Raw genomic sequence first — 22,404 nt, 5'->3', positions numbered from 1 at the left:
ACATCGCCTTTTTATTATTCTCAATTTACTACTTTAACTTCTGGTCCAAGTCGTCCCTTCTCGACTATCAAGAAGTTCAATTCCTTGACTAGCCAGTTCATCACGAATTTCATCGCTACGAGCAAAGTTTTTGTCTTTCCGAGCTTGAGTTCTTTCGTCGATCAAAGCCTGTATTGCCACCTCATCTAATCCTTCAGACACAGTGCTGTTTTGCAAAAAGTACTCTGGATCTTGATACAACAACCCAAGCAATTCTGCCAAAGAGCGTAACTCCGCAGCCAGCACCAAGGCCTTATCTGCATCTTCTGTTTTTGCTTTATTTAGCTCACGAACTAGCTCAAACAACACAGAAACAGCGACTGCAGTGTTAAAGTCATCCTTCATGGCCTCTTCAAAGCGCTCAGTAAAGACGGTTGGCTCGAATGACTCAGCAACCTGCTGTTGACGTAAAGCAGTGTAAAGGCGCTCTAAAGCAACCTTAGCCTCTAGCAAACTTTGATCTGAGTAATCAATCGCACTGCGATATTGGCTTGAAACCATCAGGTAGCGAACCACCTCAGGATTAAACTTGGCCAATACATCGCGCACGGTGAAAAAATTACCCAAAGACTTGGACATTTTTTCGTTGTTAACACGAACTGCACCACAGTGCATCCAATAGTTCACATAGTCTTTGCCTGTCGCCGCCTCTGATTGAGCAATTTCGTTTTCGTGATGAGGGAACTTAAGATCAGGCCCACCACCATGAATATCAAAATGACTACCAAGACAATTAGTCGACATAGCAGAACATTCAATATGCCAACCAGGACGACCATCACCCCAAGGAGAAGACCAAGACACTTCGCCAGCTTTCGCTTGTTTCCACAAAACGAAATCCGCTGGATGCTCTTTTGCCACCTCAACATCAATACGCGCACCAGCCAACATATCTTCAAGCTTACGGTTATTTAATTTGCCGTAATCTTTGAATTTAGTGGCTCGATAATAAACGTCGCCAGAAGTGCCCTGATAAGCAAAACCTTTATCAATAAGGATTTGCACCATATCGATAATTTCTTGCATAAACTCAGTCGCCTTTGGCTCACGATCTGGCATTTTATTGCCAAGACGCAGTTCATCTTCGCGCTGCGCAGCAATCATGCGCTCAGTCAACGACTGAGTTGATTCGTTATTTTCTTCTGCACGCTTAATAATTTTGTCGTCAACATCAGTAATATTGCGAACGTAATTCAGCTCATAGCCAAGATGACGAATAAAACGCGAAATAATATCAAAGGAGATCATCGCGCGAGCATGACCAATGTGACAGAAGTCGTATACCGTGTTACCACAGACATACATCCCCACTTTGCCCTCTTCAATTGGTTTGAAAATTTCTTTCTTCCCGCTTAGGGTGTTGTAAATCTTCAACATGCGCTTAATTTCCTTTTGCTTCGATTTTCGCCCAAGAGTCACGTAATGTCACAGTACGGTTAAATACCATACCGTCTTCTTTCAGATCGCGACAAAAATACCCTTCACGCTCAAACTGGAAGCCTTGACCTTTGTCAGACGTCAACAAAGATGGCTCAACTTTAGCATTTGTTAATACCGTCAAAGACTCTGGATTAATAAAGTCTAAGAAGTTCTTATCTTCATAATTTGCATCAGGTGCTTCGTTTACGAATAAGCGATCATAAAGATTAACTGTTGCATCTACTGCATGTTTTGCGCTCACCCAATGAATCACACCTTTTGGTTTGTAATCTTCAGGATTCACACCAAGAGTGTTTTCATCATAGCGACAAAGTAGTTCAACCACTTCGCCCGCTTCGTTTTTGATCGCTTCATCACAAGTAATGACGTAACCGCCACGAAGACGAACAGCACCATCCAGTGTCAAACGTTTCCATTTACGAGGTGGCACTTCAGCAAAATCAGCAGCGTCTATGTATAGATCTTTGCTAAACGGCACTTCGCGAGTACCCGCTTCTTCGCTTTTCGGGTGATTACCTACGGTGAAGATTTCTTCTTTGTCTGCTGGATAGTTGGTCAAGGTCACCTTAATTGGATTTAAAACGACCATGACTCGATTTGCGCTCGCATCCAGATCTTCACGAATAGCATGTTCGAGCATGCCAACATCTACAACGCTGTCAGACTTGGTCACACCAATGCGCTCACAGAAGTTGCGGATAGACAGCGACGTATAACCACGACGGCGCAAACCAGAAATCGTTGGCATACGAGGATCATCCCAACCATGAACATGTTTTTCGTCTACCAGTAACTTCAACTTACGTTTGCTTGTTACCGTGTAGTTCAAATTCAAACGCGCAAATTCAATTTGCTGCGGATGTGCCGTATCTAATGTCTCTAGAACCCAATCGTACAATGGACGATGGTCTTGGAATTCAAGCGTACATACAGAATGCGTAATATTTTCTAATGCATCGGACAAGCAATGAGTAAAGTCGTACATGGGGTAGACACACCATTTGTCACCCGTTTGGTGATGGTGTACATGACGAACTCGATAAATGATCGGATCACGCATATTGATGTTTGGGCTTGCCATATCTATCTTGGCACGCAAAACAACTTCGCCGTCTTTATACTTACCGTTTTTCATGTCCATAAAGATGGCCATATTTTCTTCAACGGTACGATCACGGAATGGGCTGTTTTTACCTGGCTCTTTTAAGGTGCCACGGTATTCGCGCATTTGCTCAGCATTAAGCTCACAAGCATAAGCTTTGCCTGCTTGAATAAGCTGCACAGCAAAATCAAATAACTGATCAAAATAGTCTGAAGCAAACTTAGGTTCGCCTTTCCATTCAAAACCAAGCCACTCAACATCGCGTTTAATAGATTCAATGTATTCAACACTTTCCTTCTCTGGGTTAGTGTCATCGAAACGTAGATTACATTGACCATTGTAACGCTGCGCTAAGCCAAAATTAAGGCAAATAGATTTAGCATGGCCAATGTGTAAGTAGCCATTTGGTTCAGGTGGAAAGCGAGTAAGAACCTTACCGCCATGCTTGCCTGATTCGTTATCTTTATCAATGATTTGGGTAATGAAATTACCTGGTTTAGACGTTTCTGACATGTTTGATGTAAGTCCCGATAAGTGTTGGTCTAACAATATTGTTACTTCGACCGACAAGTATATAGTATTTAGGTTTGCATGGGATATTGAGCAGAAAATCTTTTCTGCCTTTTTCTCTTTTTTTTATAAAGAAAATCCGTATTTCGCCGCAAAGAAAACCAAAACGCCCACTAAAATAGTCAGCAGCTGTTGCTGACGCCAAATACCCACAACAAAAGCCGCCAACGCACCAAGTAACCAAGGATTAGATGACGAGAAATCCACGTGCTGATTCGGCATCAAAATCATCGGCGTAATGATTGCAGTCAAAACCGCAACTGGAACAAACTTTAACGCTTTTTCAATAAAAGCAGGCATAACAACTTTGTCCGCTCGCGCGAACAGAACAAACCGCACACCAAAAGTAACAACAAACATACCCAGAATTATGAGAGACCCTTGCCATAAAGTCATTTGCTCACCTCTTGCATATTCTCATTTGAGTCCGAAATTGTTTTATTAGTAGAATCCGCCACATACCCCATCACCACACCAATTACTGCAGAGACCAACAATCCTAAATTATTTGGCAGACCAGATAATATGATTGAAGATGCACCTGCACTTAATAAACACAACCAAAATGCTTTATGTTTTAAATATGGCGTAATGATTCCAACAAAGGTCGCTACCATAGCAAATTCCAGTCCCCATTCGCTCATACCGGGAATTAGCTCTCCAGACAACACACCTAAAATGGTAGTCACATTCCACATTACATAAAACGAGAGAAAAGAACCTAGATAGACCTTGTGTCCATTTTTTTCATCGGCCGCTCCCACTTCATACATTGGACGAACGGCAGCATAAGTTTCATCAATCAACCCAAAGCCCATAATAATTCGCATTGGCATTGGTAGATGCTTCACAAATTTGACCAAATCCGCGGCGTATAAAAGATGACGAAGATTAACAATAAAGGTGGTCGAAATAATTACCCATAAAGGAGCGTGTAGTGCTATTAATCCAAGTGCAACAAATTGCGCTGAGCCCGCAAAAACAAAAGCTGACATAGCCACAGCAAACCAAGGACTCAACCCATAACTCGACGCTAACGAACCAAAAAGCAAACCAAAAGGAATACCGCCAATAATCATAGGTATGGAGGCTACAGCACCTCGTCGCATATGTTGCATTGTATTCATGAAGGATCTCGATGCATTTTTAATATTAATGATTTTTCCATATAGACATCCGCTCTTGCGTACAAAGAAGGATTGGGAAATGGCTTCTCAACAAAACCATTTTTATCATAGAGACGCCTTGCCAATTTTAGGCACGACGCTGTCTCTAGCGACAACACAGAAAAGCCGCCTTGAGTAGCAAAATCAATAGCAGTAGACAGCAAACGTTGAGCAATTCCTTTTCCTTGAGCGTGCTCAGCAACTGACAATTTAAATACTTCACCTCTTTTATTATCCAAAGCACTGTCTTTCAGAGGAGCAAAAGCAATGGTTCCAACGACAGAATCTACCGATTTTGTTTTGCGAATCGCCACCCAAACCACACCGCCTTTTTCAATAACTTCTTCTTGCGGATTACTCAACACGATCCGATCTTTCTCTGCAATCTGTTCTGGAAAATATCGCTCAAGCCAAGCCATATTTAGATCATAAAACGCTTTATCATGCTGACTTTCTAGCGATACAATTTGAATAGATTCTAAGCGGTCTAGCACTTTATCCGCTAAGCTTCCGCCTAAAACCTGCGATTCCAAATAAGACAGGCCGTTCATAAAATTATCACTAGAAAAAGCCGTCATTTTTTCAAGGATGATTTTCATTTCATGTAAGACGGGCTCCACACGAAGCATAGCACTTAAACCAAACTCAGAAAGGCGTAGGGAAGATCTTCGCTGATCTTGCTCATCCACTGTTTTCTCTAACAGCGCTTCTTTGATCATCTTAGTAGTTTGCTTGCTCACCGCAGGGTGACTTAGATGCAAACGGTCAGCAATTTCCATCACAGATAAACTTCCCGTTTTCTGCAACAACCTAAGAATAGGAAAATAGGTTGCCGAAATAGGTATATCGCACTGGGAATAAATTTCTTGCACTTGAATAAACAAATGATCACTTAATCGCTTTAATCGACTGCCAAGTGTTAGTACTCCGAACTGTTCCATGAAGTTTCCAGCATATAAAATTTTTACAATAGAGTAAGGTCGACCAAAAAATAGGTAACCAGTTACGGATATAAAAATATCGCAAAGTTCTAATCGTTACAAGCACAACTTCCTCTTAGATTTCTAGTTTGAGTTATTGGCTGTCTGCTATACTCCGCGTTTTATAAACTCTGGCCTTGTTACTGTCATTTTTGCAGTACCAAATAAGGCTTATTTTGAGGAACCAAAAGATGTCTGAAAAAGCTGTCGTTGTGTATTCAGGAGGAATGGATTCTTTTACCGTTCTGAATACGGCAATTCAAAACGGACTAGATGTTTATGCTTTATCTTTTAACTACGGACAAAAGCACAGCAAAGAATTAGAGGTCGCCGCACAGGTATGTCGTGAATTAGGCGTTTCTCATAAAATTATTGATATCACCGCAATTAATAGTTTAATGGCAAACTCATCGCTAACTGGCGATACTGAAATTCCAGAAGGCCATTATGAAGACGACAACATGAAGTCTACCGTAGTACCAAATCGCAACATGGTTTTGCTTTCAATGGCAATTGCTTATGCTGTTTCGTTAGAAGCTGGCAAAGTCTATTACGGTGCTCATTCTGGCGATCATCATATTTACCCTGATTGCCGTCCAGAGTTTGTGGAAGCCATGAACGCGGTATCTAAAATTGCCAACTACCAGTCTGTAGAAATCGTCACTCCGTTTTTACATTCTTCAAAGGGCGAAATTTTAAAAACCGGATTGAAAATGGATCTCGACTATGCCAACACATGGACTTGTTACAATGGCCGTGAAAAATCTTGTGGTAAATGTGGTGCCTGCTACGAACGCCTAGAAGCGTTTGCTGAACAAGGTAAAACAGATCCATTGGATTATGAAGTTTAACCACCGAGTTAAACAAATTACTTATTCTGATTTTAGTGTGTTTGTTTTAGTGCTGATTGGTTTTTGTTCCACAAATGTCCAATTTTAGTCATTAAATTATCAACTAAAGTTATAACCCTTACCTCGACTGTTTTCGAGATGTAATAGGTGTAACCAAATGTATTCTATTAAAGAAGCCTTTTATTCATTACAAGGCGAAGGCGCTCATGCTGGTCGCCCTGCTCTATTTTGCCGTTTTACCGGCTGCAATTTGTGGTCTGGTTCAGAAAAAACGCGCGCCACATCTGAATGCCAATTTTGTGATACTGATTTTATCGGAACAAATGGGCAACATGGCGGAAAATTTAAAACCGCCGAACAATTACGCACCCATATAGATGTGCTTTGGCCTGGCGGTCAAGGACATAAATACGTTGTTTTTACTGGCGGCGAACCCGCTCTTCAGCTAGACGATGAGCTCATCGTTGAAATGAAACAGCATGGATATACCATCGCGATTGAAACGAATGGAACAATGGCATTACCCGATGGGATTGATTGGATATGTGTTAGCCCTAAAACAGCTAAACCTTTGGTTGTAACCAAAGGAGACGAACTCAAGTTGGTTTATCCGCAGTCACATATATCCCCAGATTACTTTGAAACACTGGATTTTTCACATTTTTATTTACAGCCCATGGATCAAAGCCACCTAACAACGGATCAAATCCCACTCATTGATACGCAACAAGCCACTTTACACTATTGTTTATCGCATCCGCGGTGGCGTCTTAGCTTACAAACACATAAAATGCTCAATATCGATTAAGCATTGAATACGATTTACTTATTACCACATTGTTATATTAACCATACAAGGAATCTTAAATGATCATTCTACATACAAACCACGGTGACATTCACGTTGAACTAGATTACGAAAAAGCGCCAAAATCTGCGAAAAACTTCGAAGACTATGTAACCTCAGGTTTTTACGATGGTGTTATTTTCCACCGTGTAATTAATGGCTTCATGGTTCAAGGCGGCGGTTTTGAACCAGGCATGACACAAAAAGAATCACGTACAGCGATTGAAAATGAAGCGGACAATGGCCTAAAAAATGAAATCGGCACATTGGCGATGGCTCGCACCATGGACCCACATTCAGCTTCTGCGCAGTTTTTCATCAACGTTGCAGACAACAGCTTCTTAAATCACCGCAGCAAAACTCCAGATGGTTGGGGTTACGCAGTATTTGGTAAAGTTACTGCAGGTATGGACGTAGTAAACAAAATCAAAGAAGTGAAAACAACAATGAAGTCTGGACACCAAGATGTTCCTGCAGAAGACGTTATCATTGAAAGCGCTGAATTAGTAAAAAGCGAAGGCTAATGATTCGTTATTTTATTTCAGATTTACATCTAAGTGATAAACGCCCGGATCTTATCCGAGCGTTTATACGAATGAGCAAAGAACTTATTTCACGCGATGAAAAGGCCGAACTCTATATTTTAGGTGACTTCTACGAAGCTTGGATCGGTGACGATTATCAGGCAGATTGGAATACTCAAATAGAAAATGCCTTGGCAGAAATATCTCAGTCAGGAATCGCTTTGTATTTTTTGCATGGCAACCGAGATTTCTTGATTGGTAGCGATTGGATTAACCGTGTAGGTGCTAAACTCATTCATGAGCAAACCAAATTACCTCTTGAAAGTTGTACTGTACTACTAACACATGGTGACGAATACTGCATAGAAGATACTGAGTATCAAGCGTTCAGAAAAACGGTACGTTCTAGCGCATGGCAAGAACACATTCTCGCTATGCCACTTGAGCAACGTATCTCGCTAGCAGCTCAACTTCGCAATGACAGTAAATCCATGGCGACAGAAAAATCCATGGCAATCATGGATGTCACGCCATCAGCTGTTGAAGACTCTTTGTCTCAACATAACTGCAAAAGCGTGATTCATGGTCACACGCATAGACCAGACGTTCATAAAGGTGATCTCTATTTGCGCTGCGTATTAGGCGATTGGGATACCTTTGTCTGGCTAGCAAGCATTAAGGACGGTATTTATTCTCAATCAAAATCATTGGTAGAGGATTTTAACGAAAATGGGCTTGCTGGACTGCAAGAAGTTCATCGTAAAACTTTACTTATTTGTTAGCACTCTGCATCAAAACTACGCTTCACCTCTGGTTAGCACAGGCTGAAGCGTTTTCTCCCCACGAACTATAGCGTGAAATAATCAACAACCCACCTATTGCGATACAAAAACAATCCTATCGGACTTGACCGTGTATCAAAAAATAGAGAGTATTCTGCCTTACTATATTCTTTTTCGTGATCCGAAAGAGCGGTCTGGTAACTAATTCGTACGCCCAACTTACCATGTTGAGCACTACCATAAAAATAAATAAAAAGGTACAACCTTCATGTCTGATAACTATTCCTCGGCTGGATATTCTGGCTCTACTAAATCGTCACCTACTCGTGTTCAATGGTCAACTCGAATGGCATTCATTCTTGCTGCCGTCGGTTCAGCTGTTGGCTTAGGCAACATATGGAAATTTCCTTACATAACCGGCGAGCATGGTGGTGGTGCATTCGTACTAGTTTATCTAGGCTGTATTCTGATAATTGGCATCCCCGTTATGATGGCTGAAATCGCTTTAGGCCGACGCGGTCGACACAACCCAGCCCAAGGTATTGCTACATTAGCACGAGAAGCGGGTGCGCATCCTTTCTGGAAAATCATCGGGGTCATGGCATTGTTGTGTGGCTTTATGATCCTTATGTTTTATACGGTTGTGGCTGGCTGGGCATTCGCGTACGTCCCGAAAGCAGCTTCCGGAAGCTTTGTCGGAGAAAATGGAGACACGATTGGCTCCATGTTTGGCGGCATGTTGGCGGACCCTATTGCTCTAACCATCTGGATGACTGTTGTTTTGGGCTTAACTATGGGCATTGTTTTACGCGGCCTACATGGTGGACTTGAAAAAGCAATTAATTTATTAATGCCGGGCTTGCTAATTTTGTTACTGATTCTAGTAGGGTACGCAATGACCAGCGGACACTTTATGGAAGGTGTTAGCTTTTTGTTCAAAGCAGATTTTAGCAAAATGACTGGGACAGGGTTCTTAGTCGCGCTCGGTCACGCCTTTTTCACTCTAAGTCTAGCGTCAGGCGCCATTATGACTTACGGCTCATACCTACCTGAAAATGTCTCGATTGGCAAAACTACCATGATAATAGCGATCATGGACACGGTTGTTGCACTGGCTGCAGGTCTCGCCATCTTCCCACTTGTCTTTGCAAATGGTTTGGAACCGGGTGCTGGACCGGGACTGATCTTCGTAACCCTACCTATTGCCTTTGGTCAAATGCCTTTTGGCAGTACATTTGGCACTTTGTTTTTCTTATTGCTAGCGGTTGCGGCTTTGACATCAGCTATCTCAATGCTTGAGCCAACTATTTCTTGGCTAACCGAAAAATTTAAAATGACACGTTTTAAAGCTTGCATGTTAGCAGGTTCATTGCTTTGGCTTGGTGGCTTAGGTGTCGTGGTCTCTCTCAATATCGGCTCCGAATGGACACTATTCGGGAAAACATTCTTTGACATGCTTGATTATCTAACCTCCAGCTGGCTTATGCCCCTTGGTGGCTTATTGATGGCTATTTTTAGTGGCTGGATATTGAAGAAAACAGTCATGCAAGATGAGCTAGGCTTAAGCTCTACCATCATGCATCAACTCTGGTTATTTACCATGCGCTACATTACGCCATTGGCTATTATTATTGTATTCCTAAACGTATTAGGTATTGTTAATTTCTAAGGTTGCCAAAAAAATTAAGCCCAAGACCGAATTGCCTGTTGGTCTTGGGCTTATTTGATTATGCTAAGATGTAAATTTACTGCTTTAAATGATTTGTCTATCATAAATCAAAATCCCCCTAGTTTATGTTACCGCGGCTTCTGACTCCCCCTCGATAACAACTCCCTCACCCAAACCGTCTCATCTGCATTTCTAGACCTAGAAAATTCTATATTACGGTTATGCAGCATGGCCACAGCACGAAAAAAGGCGTTATTTACAATTACTGGACTTAATTGAATACCATAGGCTTGCCACCAATGTTGTTGCACTTTGCAAGTAAGTAGTTGGTACAAAAAATCTAGCTCCAGAGAGCCTTTATACATCACGTCTAAGTCCACCACAGGGTCTACTTTCGCAATTTCCAGTGCAAGCCAATACGTGACATCTGGCAGGGTTTCGCTCTTATGTATGCCCATTATATTCTCCAGAAGATCTGACTGATAATATGAGTGTAGCATCCTGCCTAAAAGTCACCATTAAGATGCGTAAGTAGATTGTGGCATTTTGTAACTTACATCAGGCTTGGTGGCCCACTGTGCATACGGAACTCTTCATCAGGTTCAGTAATAAGCTTTTCTTCTAAATCACGGAAAAAAGCCACGCGATCGTCAATTGGTTCGTTTGAATATTCTTTTGCAAGCTCAAGGTAATCTTCAAAATGTCTTGCTTCTGATTTTAGTAATGAAATATAGAACTTCGACAACTCATCATCTAGATGCGGAGCTAAGGCAGCAAAACGCTCACAAGAACGTGCCTCAACAAAAGCGCCAATAATCATGGTATCAACTAAACGCGCAGGTTCATGGGTTCGAATATGTTTTCGTAGACCATCAGCATAGCGTGAAGCCGACAAATGATCGTAGGCGACGCCACGTTTTCGCATGATTTTATGAACTTGCTCGAAATGCAATAGCTCTTCACGAGCCAAGCGAGACATTTTATGAAGCAAATTATCACGATCAACATAGCGATACATTAGACTCATAGCCGTTGAAGCTGCTTTTTTTTCACAGTGAGCATGATCATTTAATAGCAGAGTTTGATTCTCAAGAGCCCAATTTACCCATGCCTCAGGAGATTTACAGGGAAGAAATTCAACAAGCTCTGGGTACGCTGATAACATTACTCTACCTTTTTATGTTAAAAAACGTGATTATACCCTGTATTAAGCACTTAGGCAGCAACGTCTTGATTTGGATATCAAATTCGTAATGAATGATTTTTATGATCCTACAAAACTAAAAATTGGCCAACATGTTGGCGTCGAGCTAGATCCGTATGTTTTAAATTACCCTATGGATAGCCATAAAACCACTTGGGTTGCAGATCAAGGTGGACGCCCTTTTGTCCTGCGCTTCTTTCAATCCAACAAAGGCAAGGTTGAAGACTTCTTACAAAACTCTAGGAAATACGCCAGTGTAAAACACCCTGCCATCACTCCAAATTACCCTCCGTTTTATTCTAATTTGTGGGTGTTTTCATGCTCTGCTGTCTGTGGTGGCGAAAACCTCTACAGCTTTTTAGGTAAATACCCAGACGGAGCGCCTCTTAATGTCGTCATTAGTTTATTCGACAACATCGCCAAAGCATTGGATCAAGTTCACCGAAACGGCCTCTTCCATGGCCATTTGGATTTAAATTCGATTCATGTGGTTAATGGCCTAGGCTTAATGACAGGATTTGGTTCTCATAACTGGATGAAGCGAATTGAAAGCAGCGAAATGGATGTACGCTTCTTCCCTCCTGAGTATCTAAAAAAAGACCAACAACGCACAGCGGCTTCGGATAGCTTTGCTTTTATGCGACTCTTAATGGCGGCGTTATTGGGAGAATCTATCCTTGATAAAGATTTCACTACAAGCCTTCCAGACACCCACCCTAATTTAAGCGATTCTACATGGGGCCGTTTACTAAAATGGAGTCGTGAAAGCGAACGCCATCGTCCCAAATCGTTAACTGAAGTAATTCGAATCATTCGAGCCAATCTTTATAAACCAGAAGTTAGCGATAGTTCAGCAACAAAACGAGCTGTTAAACGCTATATTCGCACTTTATCTCCCATCACTATTGGTGCTGGCGTTTTTGTTACCACAAGTCTTATTGCTGCGATTGTCTTATGGCCTGATACGCCACCGCCTGAAAAGGTTGTTATCACACCCAAAGCAGTGCAGCCAGAAGTCGTAATAGAAACGCCATTCGAAGCCTTGCCACAAATCCTAGAAGAACCACTTATATCAGGAGGAACAGCGCCAAGAATTGAAAAAATCCCTCCTGCTACCTTTATAATGGGTGATCAAAGCAAAATGGGTGATGATAATGAAAAGCCAGCTCATGAAGTTGATATTCCAAACGGTTTTTACATCAGTAAATATGAAGTTACTTTTGACCAGTACGACAAATTTGCAAGAGCTACTAGCCGAGAGCTCCCTCCTGATAATGGCTGGGGGCGAGGAAAGCGACCAGTTATAAATGTTAGCTGGTACGACGCAAAAGCCTATACCGCTTGGATTTCTAGCGAAACAAATGCAGAGTACCGCTTGCCTACAGAAATTGAGTGGGAATACTCCGCCAGAGCAGATTCAAATACTGCTTTTTGGTATGGCGACAATGTTAAGCAAGGTTATAGCGTTTGTGATAGCTGTGGAAGTCAATGGGATGGCATATCTTCAGCGCCAGTTGGCAGTCAAGCAAGTAATCCGCTAGGCTTATTTGATATGCACGGTAATGTCGCAGAATGGGTAGAAGACTGCTATCACGATACTTATGATGGAGCGCCAACTAATAACCAAGTTTGGTTGGCAAATCAGTGCGACAACAGAGTACTTCGAGGTGGATCTTGGTTTGATATCCCAAGAGTTGGTCGTAGCTCTACTCGTTACAGGGCTCAACCTGATTTAAAAGCCAGTAATTGGGGTTTTAGGGTAGTGAGGATTATTCAGCAATCTGATGATTTACCTAAATCAGAATAATTCCGCTAAATGTCACCTATTCGAAATTGTTATGGCGCATAGTAAGTCTTGAGCACTTTTTTTCTATAAAATAAGCGCATCAAAAAATGATAAGAGTGTCGATTGACTTGATTTTGCTTTAAACCAAGCCAATGTTTTTAACGTTACGATCAGTAAAGTCGAAAATGAAAACTAAGGGGAATCAATATGCTAGAAACATATTGTAGACAGGTCGGAAGACTTGTACTTGGGTTAATTCCTGCATCTACCCCTTGATGCAAAAACGATCTGTATAGAAACCGCTAGTCAAGGGAATGAAGAAATAAGGTTAAATGCACTATTTTCTTTAGAGCAAATATAGTTAACCTAAATTCCATTATTAGCACATAACATTATCGTAAATTATTATTCAGAGGTGCAAATGAGCTTATATTTAGAGTACTTACAAGAAATAGAGAATCGTAAAAGCCAAGGATTGCATCCTAAACCAATTGATGGCGGCGATTTATTATCTGAAATCATCGCTCAAATCAAAGATTCTGAGCATGAACACCGTAAAGAATCTCTAGACTTTTTCATCTACAATACTTTGCCTGGCACAACAAGCGCTGCGATAGTTAAAGCAGAATTTTTGAAAGAAATCATCCTAGGCGAAAGCAGCGTAAAAGAAATTTCACCTGAGTTTGCTCTAGAATTACTTTCTCACATGAAAGGCGGCCCATCAGTTGAAGTGTTGATTGACCTTGCATTGTCTGATGATACAGCTATTGCGGCTCCTGCTGCTGAAGTGTTAAAAACTCAAGTATTCTTATATGAAGCGGATATGGAACGCCTAGAATCAGCTTATAAAGCAGGCAACTCCATTGCTAAAGACATTCTAGAGAGCTATGCCAAAGCAGAGTTCTTCACTAAACTGCCTGACATCAGCGAAAAAATTGAAGTTGTAACTTACATTGCAGCTGAAGGCGATATCTCAACAGATTTACTATCTCCAGGTAACCAAGCTCATTCTCGTTCAGACCGTGAACTGCATGGTAAGTGCATGATCACACCTGAAGCTCAGCAAGAAATCAAAGAATTACAAATCAAACACCCAACGGCGAAAGTTATGCTTATCGCTGAGAAAGGCACAATGGGTGTTGGTTCTTCACGTATGTCTGGTGTAAATAACGTCGCACTTTGGGCTGGTCAACAAGCAAGCCCATACATTCCATTCGTTAACTTTGCTCCAGTTGTTGCTGGCACCAACGGTATCTCCCCTATTTTCATGACAACTGTGGGTGTTACTGGCGGTATTGGTCTAGACCTGAAAAACTGGGTTAAGAAAGTAGATGCCAATGGCAAACCAGTTCTTGATGCCAATGGTGACACGATTCTTGAACAAGCCTACTCAGTAGAAACAGGCACAGTTCTAACAATCAATACTAAAGAAAAGAAACTTTACAACGGTGATAAAGAGTTGGTTGATGTTTCTTCCGCTTTCACTCCTCAACAAGTTGAGTTTATGAAAGCAGGCAGCTCCTACGCTGTTGTTTTTGGTAAAAAATTACAAACATTTGCAGCAGAAACTTTAGGCATCCCAACACCAACTGTTTACGCTCCAGCACAAGAAATTTCAAACGATGATCAAGGCCTAACGGCTGTTGAGAAAATTTTCAACAAAAACGCAGTAGGTGTTAAATCTAAAAAAGCACTTCACGCTGGCTCTGATGTTCGCGTAAAAGTAAACATTGTTGGGTCACAAGATACTACTGGCTTAATGACAGCTCAAGAATTGGAGTCTATGGCTGCCACTGTTATTTCTCCAAGCGTTGATGGTGCTTATCAATCTGGCTGTCACACTGCGTCAGTTTGGGACTCTAAAGCCCAAGCTAACATTCCAAAACTTATGTCTTTCATGAACAAGTTTGGATTGATAACTGGCCGTGACCCTAAAGGCGTTTATCCTCCAATGACAGATGTTATTCATAAAGTATTGAATGACATTACTGTTGATGACACAGCAATTATCATTGGTGGTGACTCTCATACTCGTATGTCTAAAGGCGTTGCTTTTGGTGCCGATTCAGGAACAGTTGCATTAGCTCTTGCTACAGGTGAAGCAACTATGCCAATCCCTGAGTCTGTAAAAGTAACCTTTAAAGGTGAAATGAAGAGCTACATGGATTTCCGTGACGTTGTACACGCTACCCAAGCTCAGATGCTTAAACAGTTTGGCGGCGAAAACGTATTCCAAGGTCGTGTAATCGAAGTGCACATCGGCACACTTATGGCTGACCAAGCTTTTACCTTCACTGACTGGACTGCTGAGATGAAAGCTAAAGCTTCCATCTGTATTTCTCAAGATAAGACTCTTATCCAGTCCCTTGAATTAGCTAAAAAACGCATCCAGATCATGATAGACAAAGGCATGGAGAATGAAGCACAAACTCTACATGGCCTTATCAAGCTTGCAGACAAGCGTATTGCTGGTATCACTTCAGGTGAACAACCTGCACTAGTTCCAGACAACAATGCTCATTACTATGCTGATGTCGTTGTTGACCTTGACGAAATCGTTGAACCAATGATTGCCGACCCAGATGTCAACAATGATGACGTGTCTAAACGTTACACTCACGATGTGATTCGCCAAGTTTCTTTCTATAAAGACAAGCCTGTTGATCTAGGTTTTGTTGGCTCTTGCATGGTTCACAAAGGCGATATGCAAATCATCGCCCAAATGTTGCGTAACCTTGAAAAACAAAACGGTAGCGTATCATTCAAAGTTCCATTAGTTGTTGCGCCACCAACGTATAACATCGTTGATGAGTTAAAAGCTGAGGGTGATTGGGATATTCTGAAAAAATATGCTGGCTTCGAATTTGATGATGCTAAGCCAAAAGGCGAAGCACGCACTAAATACGAAAACATCATGTACTTAGAACGCCCTGGTTGTAACCTATGCATGGGTAACCAAGAAAAAGCAGAGCCAGGTGATACGGTTATTGCCACCTCTACTCGATTATTCCAAGGCCGTGTTGTAGCAGACTCTAAAGAGAAGAAAGGTGAGTCTTTGCTTGGTTCTACTCCAGTAGTCGTGCTTTCTACAATATTGGGACGTTTCCCAACATTGGAAGAATACAAAGCAGCTGTGGATGGCATTACTCTAACGGACTTCGCTCCACCACTAGATGCAATGACAATGGCTCCAGTAGAGTTTATTCCTGTAAACAACATCTAAACTCTACTGTAAGATCATATTGTTAATATAATGCAATGCCAGTGTTAACCTTCAAAAAGCCTTACAGGCAATATGTGGAGGTTGCACTGGCATTTTTTATTGGCCTTAAACGATAAAGCCCGTAACCAACAAAAATAGCGACTAATAAAAACAAAAAAGCCCCGCATAAGCGAGGCTTTATCCTAGAAGATTTGGTTAACTAAATAACTTCGCGCTCAACAAGCTCATCAAATTCAGCTTGCAACTGACGCTCTACAGGGCTTTCTACATCCTTAGCGTTAATATGGTGCTGTCGACCAGCATGCTTCGCTTTATGTTTAATTAACTGTTTCTCTAACTTGCCAACTAACAGGTCAAGGGCAGGTTTAAGTTGTTTATCTGTTTGTACCATTGCAAAAAGATCATGACCAGGAATATGAACACTGGCTTCTACAATTAATTCATGAGTCCCATGCTTCTCTGTATTTAAGGTCACATTAATGGTGGTTATCTGATTATTGATACGCGCCAAATGATCCATTTTATCTTTTACTACTTCTTGAACTTCTTCACCAGATTGGACGTGGTGACCGCTAATATTCAATGTATACATAGAGAATTTCCTTCTGTTTTGGTCAGGTTTTTTATTAACTTAAGTCTTGTTCCTCCTCCGTTGCCCTTACCTATAATCTAAGGATGGTATGCCCAAATTTCAATACCCATATTGTAAATACTTGCTCAAGATCATGATTAAAGCCAAGAACTTACATACAAACGCAAAGAATCTGCCTTAAAAAACTTTATATATCAATATCATAAGTCTAAAAATCTAGCAAACATTTCAAGTCTATATTGTATAAAAATATGTATTTATTTTCCCTATAACTGGCTATAGCATCATCATAGAAAGTTTAAATAGCAAATTTATTTTGTTCCTAAACTGGCTCAACACTTCGCATCAAACGACTACTGTACAACCGATAAAGAATGGCGAGGAATACGCATAATCCAGCCGGTACAGACAAAGTATAAAAACTAAATTGATGAAATAACCACGTCCCTATTGAGCCACCAAAAATAAAACCTGTCACTATGATAAGAAACAAAAAAGCCCTTCGCTTATCCATAGGCTTTCCTTGTAAAGCTCCTCCCAGCATAATGCCCAAATCAGTAAAGATGCCGGTTAAGTGGGTAGTTCGTACCACAGCACCACTATAAGTTGTTGCAAGAGCATTCTGAAGACCACAAGCAGCTGACGCAAAATAATGGCCTGAGGTATGATTGTTTAACAAAAAATACATGGCAATTAATAAAAGTGCGGCCTCAATGATTAATAAGACATCATATAAGCGACCTAGTTTCAATGATGTTCCCGTCAACATAAAACCAGAAAGCGCAGAACCAAATAAGAAGCTTAGCAGTATTCCAATTAGATGCAAAAGTGTCCCCGGTATTGGATTTAACAAAGCACTACCAATAAGCGTAGCAGTACCCGATAAATGCGACACTGCTTGATGCTGAAAACCTATCAAAGCAACTGCATTAACACTTCCAGCGATCAAAGCAAGCAAAAATGCACCATACTCAACCCACTTTGGCAATCTTGATAACACACACCCTCCTAAAGCTTCTATTTGTCTTGGCCACGTAATCCTACTATCAAAAAATGGAGCCATACCACTCATTGATAACATCATGCCCTACTCAACCAAGCAAGCAAAAAAAAGCGCCAGTCACGTATGACTGGCGCTTTTTTTGGAAAATAAACTAGGCGATTCTAGTCATTTAGCAAAATGCGTAACATGCGGCGCAATGGCTCTGCTGCACCCCATAATAACTGATCACCAACAGAGAAAGCACTGATATATTCAGGCCCCATGTTCAACTTGCGAATACGACCAACAGGAATATTCAATGTTCCAGTCGCCGCTGTTGGAGTTAGACGCTCCATAGTTGCTTGCTTATCATTAGGAATAACACTTACCCAATCATTATGTTGAGCAAGCATGCCTTCGATATCAGCAATAGGAATGTCTTTGTTTAGCTTAATAGTATAAGCCTGACTATGGCAACGCATCGCACCGATGCGGACACATAACCCGTCAACTGGAATTGGCTTACCATCGATACCTAAGATCTTGTTACACTCCGCCTGCGCCTTCCACTCTTCACGGCTTTGACCGTTATCAAGCTGACTGTCAATGTAAGGGATCAAAGAACCAGCTAATGGCACACCAAACTGGTCAGTTGGCAATACACCAGAACGCATTGTTTCTGCGACTTTACGATCAATTTCTAGAATCGCACTAGCAGGATCTGCAAGCTCAGCCGCAACAGAACCATGTAACATACCCATTTGATTGATCAATTCACGCATGTGGCGTGCACCGCCTCCAGAAGCAGCTTGGTAAGTCATAGAGGTCATCCATTCAATATGACCTTTCTCGAACAACCCACCTAGCGCCAATAGCATCAAACTAACTGTGCAGTTACCGCCTACAAACGTTTTTACGCCATTGCTTAAACCTTGCTTGATAACATTTAAGTTAACAGGATCAAGTACGATAATCGCGTCTTTATCCATACGCAACGAAGACGCCGCATCAATCCAGTAACCTTTCCAACCAGCATTACGCAACTGTGGGTAAATAGCCTTGGTGTAATCCCCGCCTTGACAGGTAATAATAATATCCATCTTTTTCAATGATTCAATGTCACTTGCATCTTGAAGCAATGGAATATCTTTACCAATTTCTGGACCTTTCTGCCCCGTTTGAGATGTAGTGAAAAAAACTGGATCAATATGATCAAAGTCTTTTTCTTCCATCATTCGTTGCATCAACACGGAACCGACCATTCCGCGCCATCCGACTAAACCTACAGTTTGTTTTGACATGGTTAATGTTACCTTTTTTTGTGGGGCCACTCATACCAAGAGCAGTATCCCTAATGAATGCCCAATATCGTTATGATATTACGCTTTTAATGCTGCTAGAACTGCATCGCCCATGGCTTGCGTACTAACAGTTTCGCATCCTTTTGATGCAATATCTGCGGTTCTTAAACCTAGATCTAGAACCTTACTTACTGCCGCTTCAATAGCATCCGCCGCATCTTTTGCGTCTAAAGAATAACGCAACATCATAGCAACTGACAAAATTGTCGCCAATGGGTTAGCGATTCCTTTACCCGCAATATCTGGCGCAGAGCCGTGACATGGCTCATACATACCGCGACCTTTAGCATTTAGAGAAGCAGAAGGTAGCATACCAATAGAACCTGTCAACATAGCCGCAGCATCAGAAAGGATATCACCAAACATATTGCCAGTAACCATTACATCAAACTGTTTTGGTGCACGAACAAGCTGCATCGCAGCATTATCTACTAGCATATGAGTCAATTCGACGTCAGGATACTCCTTCGCTACTTCTTCCATGACTTCTTTCCAAAGAACCGTCACTTCTAGTACGTTGGACTTGTCAATTGAACAGACGCGCTTGCCACGTTGACGAGCTGCTTCAAAAGCTGAACGACCGATGCGACGAATTTCTGATTCATTGTAAACATAGGTATTAAAGCCTTCGCGTTCGCCATTTTCTAATACACGAATACCGCGAGGTTGACCGAAATAAATACCGCCCGTTAATTCACGAACAATCAGAATATCCAAGCCAGCAACGATTTCTGGTTTCAAGCTAGACGCATCCGCTAACTGCGGATACAAAATTGCAGGACGAAGATTCGAAAACAACTCAAGGTTAGAGCGTAAGCCAAGTAAGCCTTTTTCAGGACGAACAGACATGTCTAACTTATCCCACTTAGGACCACCCACAGCGCCAAGCAAAATAGCATCTGCTGCTTTCGCTTTTGCTAATGTTTCTTCAGGCAATGGAGAACCCGTCTCATCATAAGCAGAACCACCAACCAAGGCGCTTTCATGTTGAATATTCAATGAAAACTGTCCATTTACCGCATCCAATACTCGAACCGCTTGCGCTACGATTTCTGGACCAATACCGTCACCCGGTAATACCAATACATTTTTAGTCATTTTAAACCCTTAAAAGCTATGTCTTTTGTTTACTGACCGCGTGGCAAGAAAAGCCAAGGCGCATCATTCATGCGTTTTTCTTCGTAACGACGGATCGCAGAATCTTGCTGTAACGTCAAACCAATATCATCCAAACCATTCAACAAGCAATGTTTACGGAAGTTATCGACATTAAACTCAAATATCGCACCAGAAGGCGATGTAACAGTTTGGTTTTCAAGGTCGACAATCACTTGAGCACCTTCACGTAATGCCACTTCAGCGAACAATTGATCCACTTCTTCAGCTTGTAAAACGATCGGTAACAAACCATTTTTAAAACAGTTATTGTAAAAAATATCCGCAAAGCTTGGAGCAATAATCGCGCGGAAACCGTAATCATCTAATGCCCAAGGCGCATGTTCACGACTAGAGCCACAACCAAAGTTCTGACGAGCCAATAACACACTCGCGCCTTTGTAACGATCTTGGTTTAAAACAAAATCCTTACGAATAGGACGACCATCGCATTCTTGGTCTGGTTGACCTTCATCTTCGTAGCGAAGCTCATCAAATAAATTTTTACCAAAGCCAGTACGCTTGATGGATTTCAAGAACTGCTTCGGAATAATCATATCTGTATCAACGTTTGCCAAATCCAAAGGAGCGGCTAAACCTGTGTGTTTAGTAAAGGGACGCATGCTCTTCTCTCCTAGTGTTTCACAAACTCATTAACATCAACAAAGTGACCAGCAATTGCTGCGGCCGCAGCCATCGCAGGGCTAACCAAATGCGTACGACCACCAAAGCCTTGACGGCCTTCAAAGTTACGGTTCGAGGTAGACGCACAATGTTCGCCAGCACCTAACTTGTCAGCATTCATTGCCAAACACATAGAACAACCTGGTTCGCGCCACTCTAATCCAGCCGCCTCAAAGATTTCATGCAAACCTTCCTTTTCAGCTTGCGCTTTAACCAAGCCAGAACCCGGGACAACAATCGCTTGCTTAAGAGTAGAAGCCACTTTACGACCTTTAACAACTTGCGCTGCGATGCGTAAATCTTCAATGCGTGAATTAGTACAAGAGCCAATAAAAACGCGGTCAAGAGTGACATCAGCCAGCATAGTTTTGCCTTCTAAACCCATGTATTTCCAAGCACGCGCATAACCTTCTTTTTTCACCGGATCTTTCTGATCTTCAGGGCGAGGAATTGGCTCATCAATGGCGATAACCATTTCAGGTGACGTTCCCCATGTAACCTGTGGCTTGATATCTTCAGCTTTCAGCACAACCACTTCGTCAAATTGCGCGTCTTTATCAGAAACAAGATCTTTCCAGGCTTCAACAGCCATATCCCAATGCTCGCCTTTTGGCGCATAAGGACGACCTTTTACATATTCGATAGTGGTATCGTCTACTGCGATCAAACCAACACGAGCGCCCGCTTCGATTGCCATGTTACAGACAGTCATACGTCCTTCCATCGACAATGATTGAATACCCGTTCCACCAAATTCAATGGCGTACCCCGTACCACCAGCCGTACCAATCGCACCGATAATCGCCAAGACAACGTCTTTCGCAGAAACCCATGGAGACAATTCACCATCAACACGAACCAGCATATTGCGGCTTTTCTTTTGTACCAAACACTGAGTTGCTAATACGTGTTCAACTTCTGATGTACCGATACCATGTGCCAAAGCACCAAAAGCACCATGAGTAGATGTATGTGAATCACCGCAAACAACCGTCATACCTGGAAGCGTCGCACCTTGCTCTGGCCCAACAACGTGTACGATTCCTTGGCGGATGTCTTTCATATTGAATTCAGTAATACCGAATTCGTTACAGTTGTCATCTAAAGTGATAACTTGGATTTTAGAAACTGGATCGGCAATACCATCTACGCCAGAAATACGCTCTTTCTTAGTCGTTGGTACGTTATGGTCTGGCGTTGCCAAACTTGAAGACACACGCCAAGGCTTACGTCCTGCCAATCGAAGCCCTTCAAATGCTTGAGGCGATGTTACTTCATGAAGCAACTGCAAATCGATATAAATCAATGCGCTGCCGTCATCTCGCTGCTGAACAAGGTGGCTATTCCACAACTTGTCATAAAGTGTTTTGCCTGACATAAGTTCTCTCCTCAGAAATCTATTGCGCTATCCTAAAACTTTGGCTTAAATTACTCAAATTCATATTTT

20 protein-coding genes are annotated in these 22,404 nt (G+C 41.8%); 7 read left to right on the top strand and 13 right to left on the bottom strand.

The window, feature by feature from the left end; translation table 11 throughout:
• Nucleotides 1-33: 33 nt before the first annotated feature.
• The 5 genes from cysS to CCS02_RS03775 all read right to left on the bottom strand — a co-directional run bounded on the left by cysS (nt 34) and on the right by CCS02_RS03775 (nt 5,258).
• Nucleotides 34-1,416, bottom strand: coding sequence for a cysteine--tRNA ligase (cysS, locus tag CCS02_RS03795; protein WP_072839146.1), 1,383 nt, complete (start codon nt 1,414-1,416; stop codon nt 34-36).
• Nucleotides 1,417-1,420: 4 nt separating this feature from the next.
• A complete protein-coding gene (locus tag CCS02_RS03790) occupies nt 1,421-3,094 on the bottom strand; it encodes a glutamine--tRNA ligase/YqeY domain fusion protein (RefSeq protein WP_100635857.1) in 1,674 nt (557 codons plus the stop codon).
• Between the two features lie 123 nt (nt 3,095-3,217).
• Complete coding sequence (locus tag CCS02_RS03785) at nt 3,218-3,547, bottom strand: AzlD domain-containing protein (protein WP_100185759.1); 330 nt, start codon at nt 3,545-3,547, stop codon at nt 3,218-3,220.
• Complete coding sequence (locus CCS02_RS03780) at nt 3,544-4,278, bottom strand: AzlC family ABC transporter permease (RefSeq protein ID WP_100635856.1); 735 nt, start codon at nt 4,276-4,278, stop codon at nt 3,544-3,546. The genes CCS02_RS03785 and CCS02_RS03780 overlap by 4 nt, the downstream gene beginning before the upstream one ends.
• On the bottom strand, nt 4,275-5,258 hold the full coding sequence (locus CCS02_RS03775) for a bifunctional helix-turn-helix transcriptional regulator/GNAT family N-acetyltransferase (protein ID WP_100185757.1): 984 nt from the start codon (nt 5,256-5,258) through the stop codon (nt 4,275-4,277). Before CCS02_RS03775 ends, CCS02_RS03780 begins: the two co-directional genes overlap by 4 nt.
• A gap of 230 nt (nt 5,259-5,488) precedes the next feature.
• Here CCS02_RS03775 and queC point away from each other — a divergent pair, with 230 nt between their 5' ends.
• The 5 genes from queC (at nt 5,489) to CCS02_RS03750 (ending at nt 9,970) form a co-directional block, all read left to right on the top strand.
• Nucleotides 5,489-6,148 (top strand): 7-cyano-7-deazaguanine synthase QueC, encoded by a 660-nt coding sequence (queC, locus tag CCS02_RS03770; RefSeq protein WP_100185756.1) that lies wholly within the window; start codon nt 5,489-5,491, stop codon nt 6,146-6,148.
• Nucleotides 6,149-6,305: 157 nt separating this feature from the next.
• Nucleotides 6,306-6,956: a 7-carboxy-7-deazaguanine synthase gene (queE, locus tag CCS02_RS03765; protein ID WP_100185755.1), complete on the top strand. Its 651-nt coding sequence runs from the start codon at nt 6,306-6,308 to the stop codon at nt 6,954-6,956.
• Between the two features lie 59 nt (nt 6,957-7,015).
• Complete coding sequence (locus tag CCS02_RS03760) at nt 7,016-7,519, top strand: peptidylprolyl isomerase (protein ID WP_072839153.1); 504 nt, start codon at nt 7,016-7,018, stop codon at nt 7,517-7,519.
• On the top strand, nt 7,519-8,301 hold the full coding sequence (locus CCS02_RS03755; protein WP_100185754.1) for a UDP-2,3-diacylglucosamine diphosphatase: 783 nt from the start codon (nt 7,519-7,521) through the stop codon (nt 8,299-8,301). The genes CCS02_RS03760 and CCS02_RS03755 overlap by 1 nt, the downstream gene beginning before the upstream one ends.
• A gap of 268 nt (nt 8,302-8,569) precedes the next feature.
• Complete coding sequence (locus tag CCS02_RS03750) at nt 8,570-9,970, top strand: sodium-dependent transporter (protein WP_100185753.1); 1,401 nt, start codon at nt 8,570-8,572, stop codon at nt 9,968-9,970.
• 128 nt (nt 9,971-10,098) lie between these two features.
• Here CCS02_RS03750 and CCS02_RS03745 read toward each other — a convergent pair whose 3' ends face one another.
• Nucleotides 10,099-10,428, bottom strand: a complete 330-nt coding sequence (locus CCS02_RS03745) for a hypothetical protein (protein WP_232617038.1) — start codon at nt 10,426-10,428, stop codon at nt 10,099-10,101.
• A 95-nt stretch (nt 10,429-10,523) separates the two neighbouring features.
• Nucleotides 10,524-11,135: a tRNA-(ms[2]io[6]A)-hydroxylase gene (locus tag CCS02_RS03740; protein WP_100185751.1), complete on the bottom strand. Its 612-nt coding sequence runs from the start codon at nt 11,133-11,135 to the stop codon at nt 10,524-10,526.
• Between the two features lie 88 nt (nt 11,136-11,223).
• On the opposite strand from CCS02_RS03740, the gene CCS02_RS03735 reads away from it, so the two are divergent.
• The gene (locus CCS02_RS03735; RefSeq protein WP_100185750.1) at nt 11,224-12,981 is read left to right on the top strand and encodes a formylglycine-generating enzyme family protein; all 1,758 of its coding nucleotides are present in this window, start codon (nt 11,224-11,226) and stop codon (nt 12,979-12,981) included.
• A gap of 400 nt (nt 12,982-13,381) precedes the next feature.
• Nucleotides 13,382-16,183 carry a bifunctional aconitate hydratase 2/2-methylisocitrate dehydratase gene (locus CCS02_RS03730; RefSeq protein ID WP_100185749.1) on the top strand — a complete coding sequence of 934 codons (2,802 nt, stop codon included), beginning with the start codon at nt 13,382-13,384 and terminating at the stop codon, nt 16,181-16,183.
• 199 nt (nt 16,184-16,382) lie between these two features.
• On the opposite strand, the gene hpf is transcribed toward CCS02_RS03730, so the two are convergent.
• The 6 genes from hpf to leuC all read right to left on the bottom strand — a co-directional run bounded on the left by hpf (nt 16,383) and on the right by leuC (nt 22,335).
• On the bottom strand, nt 16,383-16,775 hold the full coding sequence (hpf, locus tag CCS02_RS03725; RefSeq protein ID WP_072839160.1) for a ribosome hibernation-promoting factor, HPF/YfiA family: 393 nt from the start codon (nt 16,773-16,775) through the stop codon (nt 16,383-16,385).
• 322 nt (nt 16,776-17,097) lie between these two features.
• A complete protein-coding gene (locus CCS02_RS03720) occupies nt 17,098-17,775 on the bottom strand; it encodes a YoaK family protein (protein ID WP_100635854.1) in 678 nt (225 codons plus the stop codon).
• 164 nt (nt 17,776-17,939) lie between these two features.
• Nucleotides 17,940-19,058, bottom strand: a complete 1,119-nt coding sequence (asd, locus tag CCS02_RS03715) for an aspartate-semialdehyde dehydrogenase (protein WP_100187662.1) — start codon at nt 19,056-19,058, stop codon at nt 17,940-17,942.
• Nucleotides 19,059-19,136: 78 nt separating this feature from the next.
• A complete protein-coding gene (gene leuB / locus CCS02_RS03710; protein ID WP_100635852.1) occupies nt 19,137-20,216 on the bottom strand; it encodes a 3-isopropylmalate dehydrogenase in 1,080 nt (359 codons plus the stop codon).
• 29 nt (nt 20,217-20,245) lie between these two features.
• Nucleotides 20,246-20,896, bottom strand: coding sequence for a 3-isopropylmalate dehydratase small subunit (gene leuD / locus CCS02_RS03705; RefSeq protein ID WP_100187664.1), 651 nt, complete (start codon nt 20,894-20,896; stop codon nt 20,246-20,248).
• A gap of 11 nt (nt 20,897-20,907) precedes the next feature.
• Nucleotides 20,908-22,335 carry a 3-isopropylmalate dehydratase large subunit gene (gene leuC / locus CCS02_RS03700; RefSeq protein ID WP_100187665.1) on the bottom strand — a complete coding sequence of 476 codons (1,428 nt, stop codon included), beginning with the start codon at nt 22,333-22,335 and terminating at the stop codon, nt 20,908-20,910.
• Between the last annotated feature and the right edge of the window lie 69 nt (nt 22,336-22,404).

It is taken from the genome of Marinomonas sp. ef1 (genome assembly GCF_002806845.1).
Classification (GTDB): Bacteria; Pseudomonadota; Gammaproteobacteria; order Pseudomonadales; family Marinomonadaceae; genus Marinomonas; species Marinomonas polaris.
The sequence above is the reverse complement of the archived record's forward strand: the minus strand, read 5'-3'. Positions and strand labels throughout refer to the sequence as shown.

Coding starts and splice junctions, on each gene's coding strand:
- CCS02_RS03745 (WP_232617038.1), bottom strand. CDS start 10,428: ATGGGCATACATAAGAGCGAAACCCTGCCAGATGTCACGTATTGGCTT.
- CCS02_RS03750 (WP_100185753.1), top strand. CDS start 8,570: ATGTCTGATAACTATTCCTCGGCTGGATATTCTGGCTCTACTAAATCG.
- leuD (WP_100187664.1), bottom strand. CDS start 20,896: ATGCGTCCCTTTACTAAACACACAGGTTTAGCCGCTCCTTTGGATTTG.
- CCS02_RS03755 (WP_100185754.1), top strand. CDS start 7,519: ATGATTCGTTATTTTATTTCAGATTTACATCTAAGTGATAAACGCCCG.
- CCS02_RS03735 (WP_100185750.1), top strand. CDS start 11,224: ATGAATGATTTTTATGATCCTACAAAACTAAAAATTGGCCAACATGTT.
- CCS02_RS03775 (WP_100185757.1), bottom strand. CDS start 5,258: ATGGAACAGTTCGGAGTACTAACACTTGGCAGTCGATTAAAGCGATTA.
- hpf (WP_072839160.1), bottom strand. CDS start 16,775: ATGTATACATTGAATATTAGCGGTCACCACGTCCAATCTGGTGAAGAA.
- CCS02_RS03785 (WP_100185759.1), bottom strand. CDS start 3,547: ATGACTTTATGGCAAGGGTCTCTCATAATTCTGGGTATGTTTGTTGTT.
- leuC (WP_100187665.1), bottom strand. CDS start 22,335: ATGTCAGGCAAAACACTTTATGACAAGTTGTGGAATAGCCACCTTGTT.
- queC (WP_100185756.1), top strand. CDS start 5,489: ATGTCTGAAAAAGCTGTCGTTGTGTATTCAGGAGGAATGGATTCTTTT.
- leuB (WP_100635852.1), bottom strand. CDS start 20,216: ATGACTAAAAATGTATTGGTATTACCGGGTGACGGTATTGGTCCAGAA.
- queE (WP_100185755.1), top strand. CDS start 6,306: ATGTATTCTATTAAAGAAGCCTTTTATTCATTACAAGGCGAAGGCGCT.
- CCS02_RS03740 (WP_100185751.1), bottom strand. CDS start 11,135: ATGTTATCAGCGTACCCAGAGCTTGTTGAATTTCTTCCCTGTAAATCT.
- cysS (WP_072839146.1), bottom strand. CDS start 1,416: ATGTTGAAGATTTACAACACCCTAAGCGGGAAGAAAGAAATTTTCAAA.
- CCS02_RS03730 (WP_100185749.1), top strand. CDS start 13,382: ATGAGCTTATATTTAGAGTACTTACAAGAAATAGAGAATCGTAAAAGC.
- CCS02_RS03760 (WP_072839153.1), top strand. CDS start 7,016: ATGATCATTCTACATACAAACCACGGTGACATTCACGTTGAACTAGAT.
- CCS02_RS03790 (WP_100635857.1), bottom strand. CDS start 3,094: ATGTCAGAAACGTCTAAACCAGGTAATTTCATTACCCAAATCATTGAT.
- CCS02_RS03780 (WP_100635856.1), bottom strand. CDS start 4,278: ATGAATACAATGCAACATATGCGACGAGGTGCTGTAGCCTCCATACCT.
- asd (WP_100187662.1), bottom strand. CDS start 19,058: ATGTCAAAACAAACTGTAGGTTTAGTCGGATGGCGCGGAATGGTCGGT.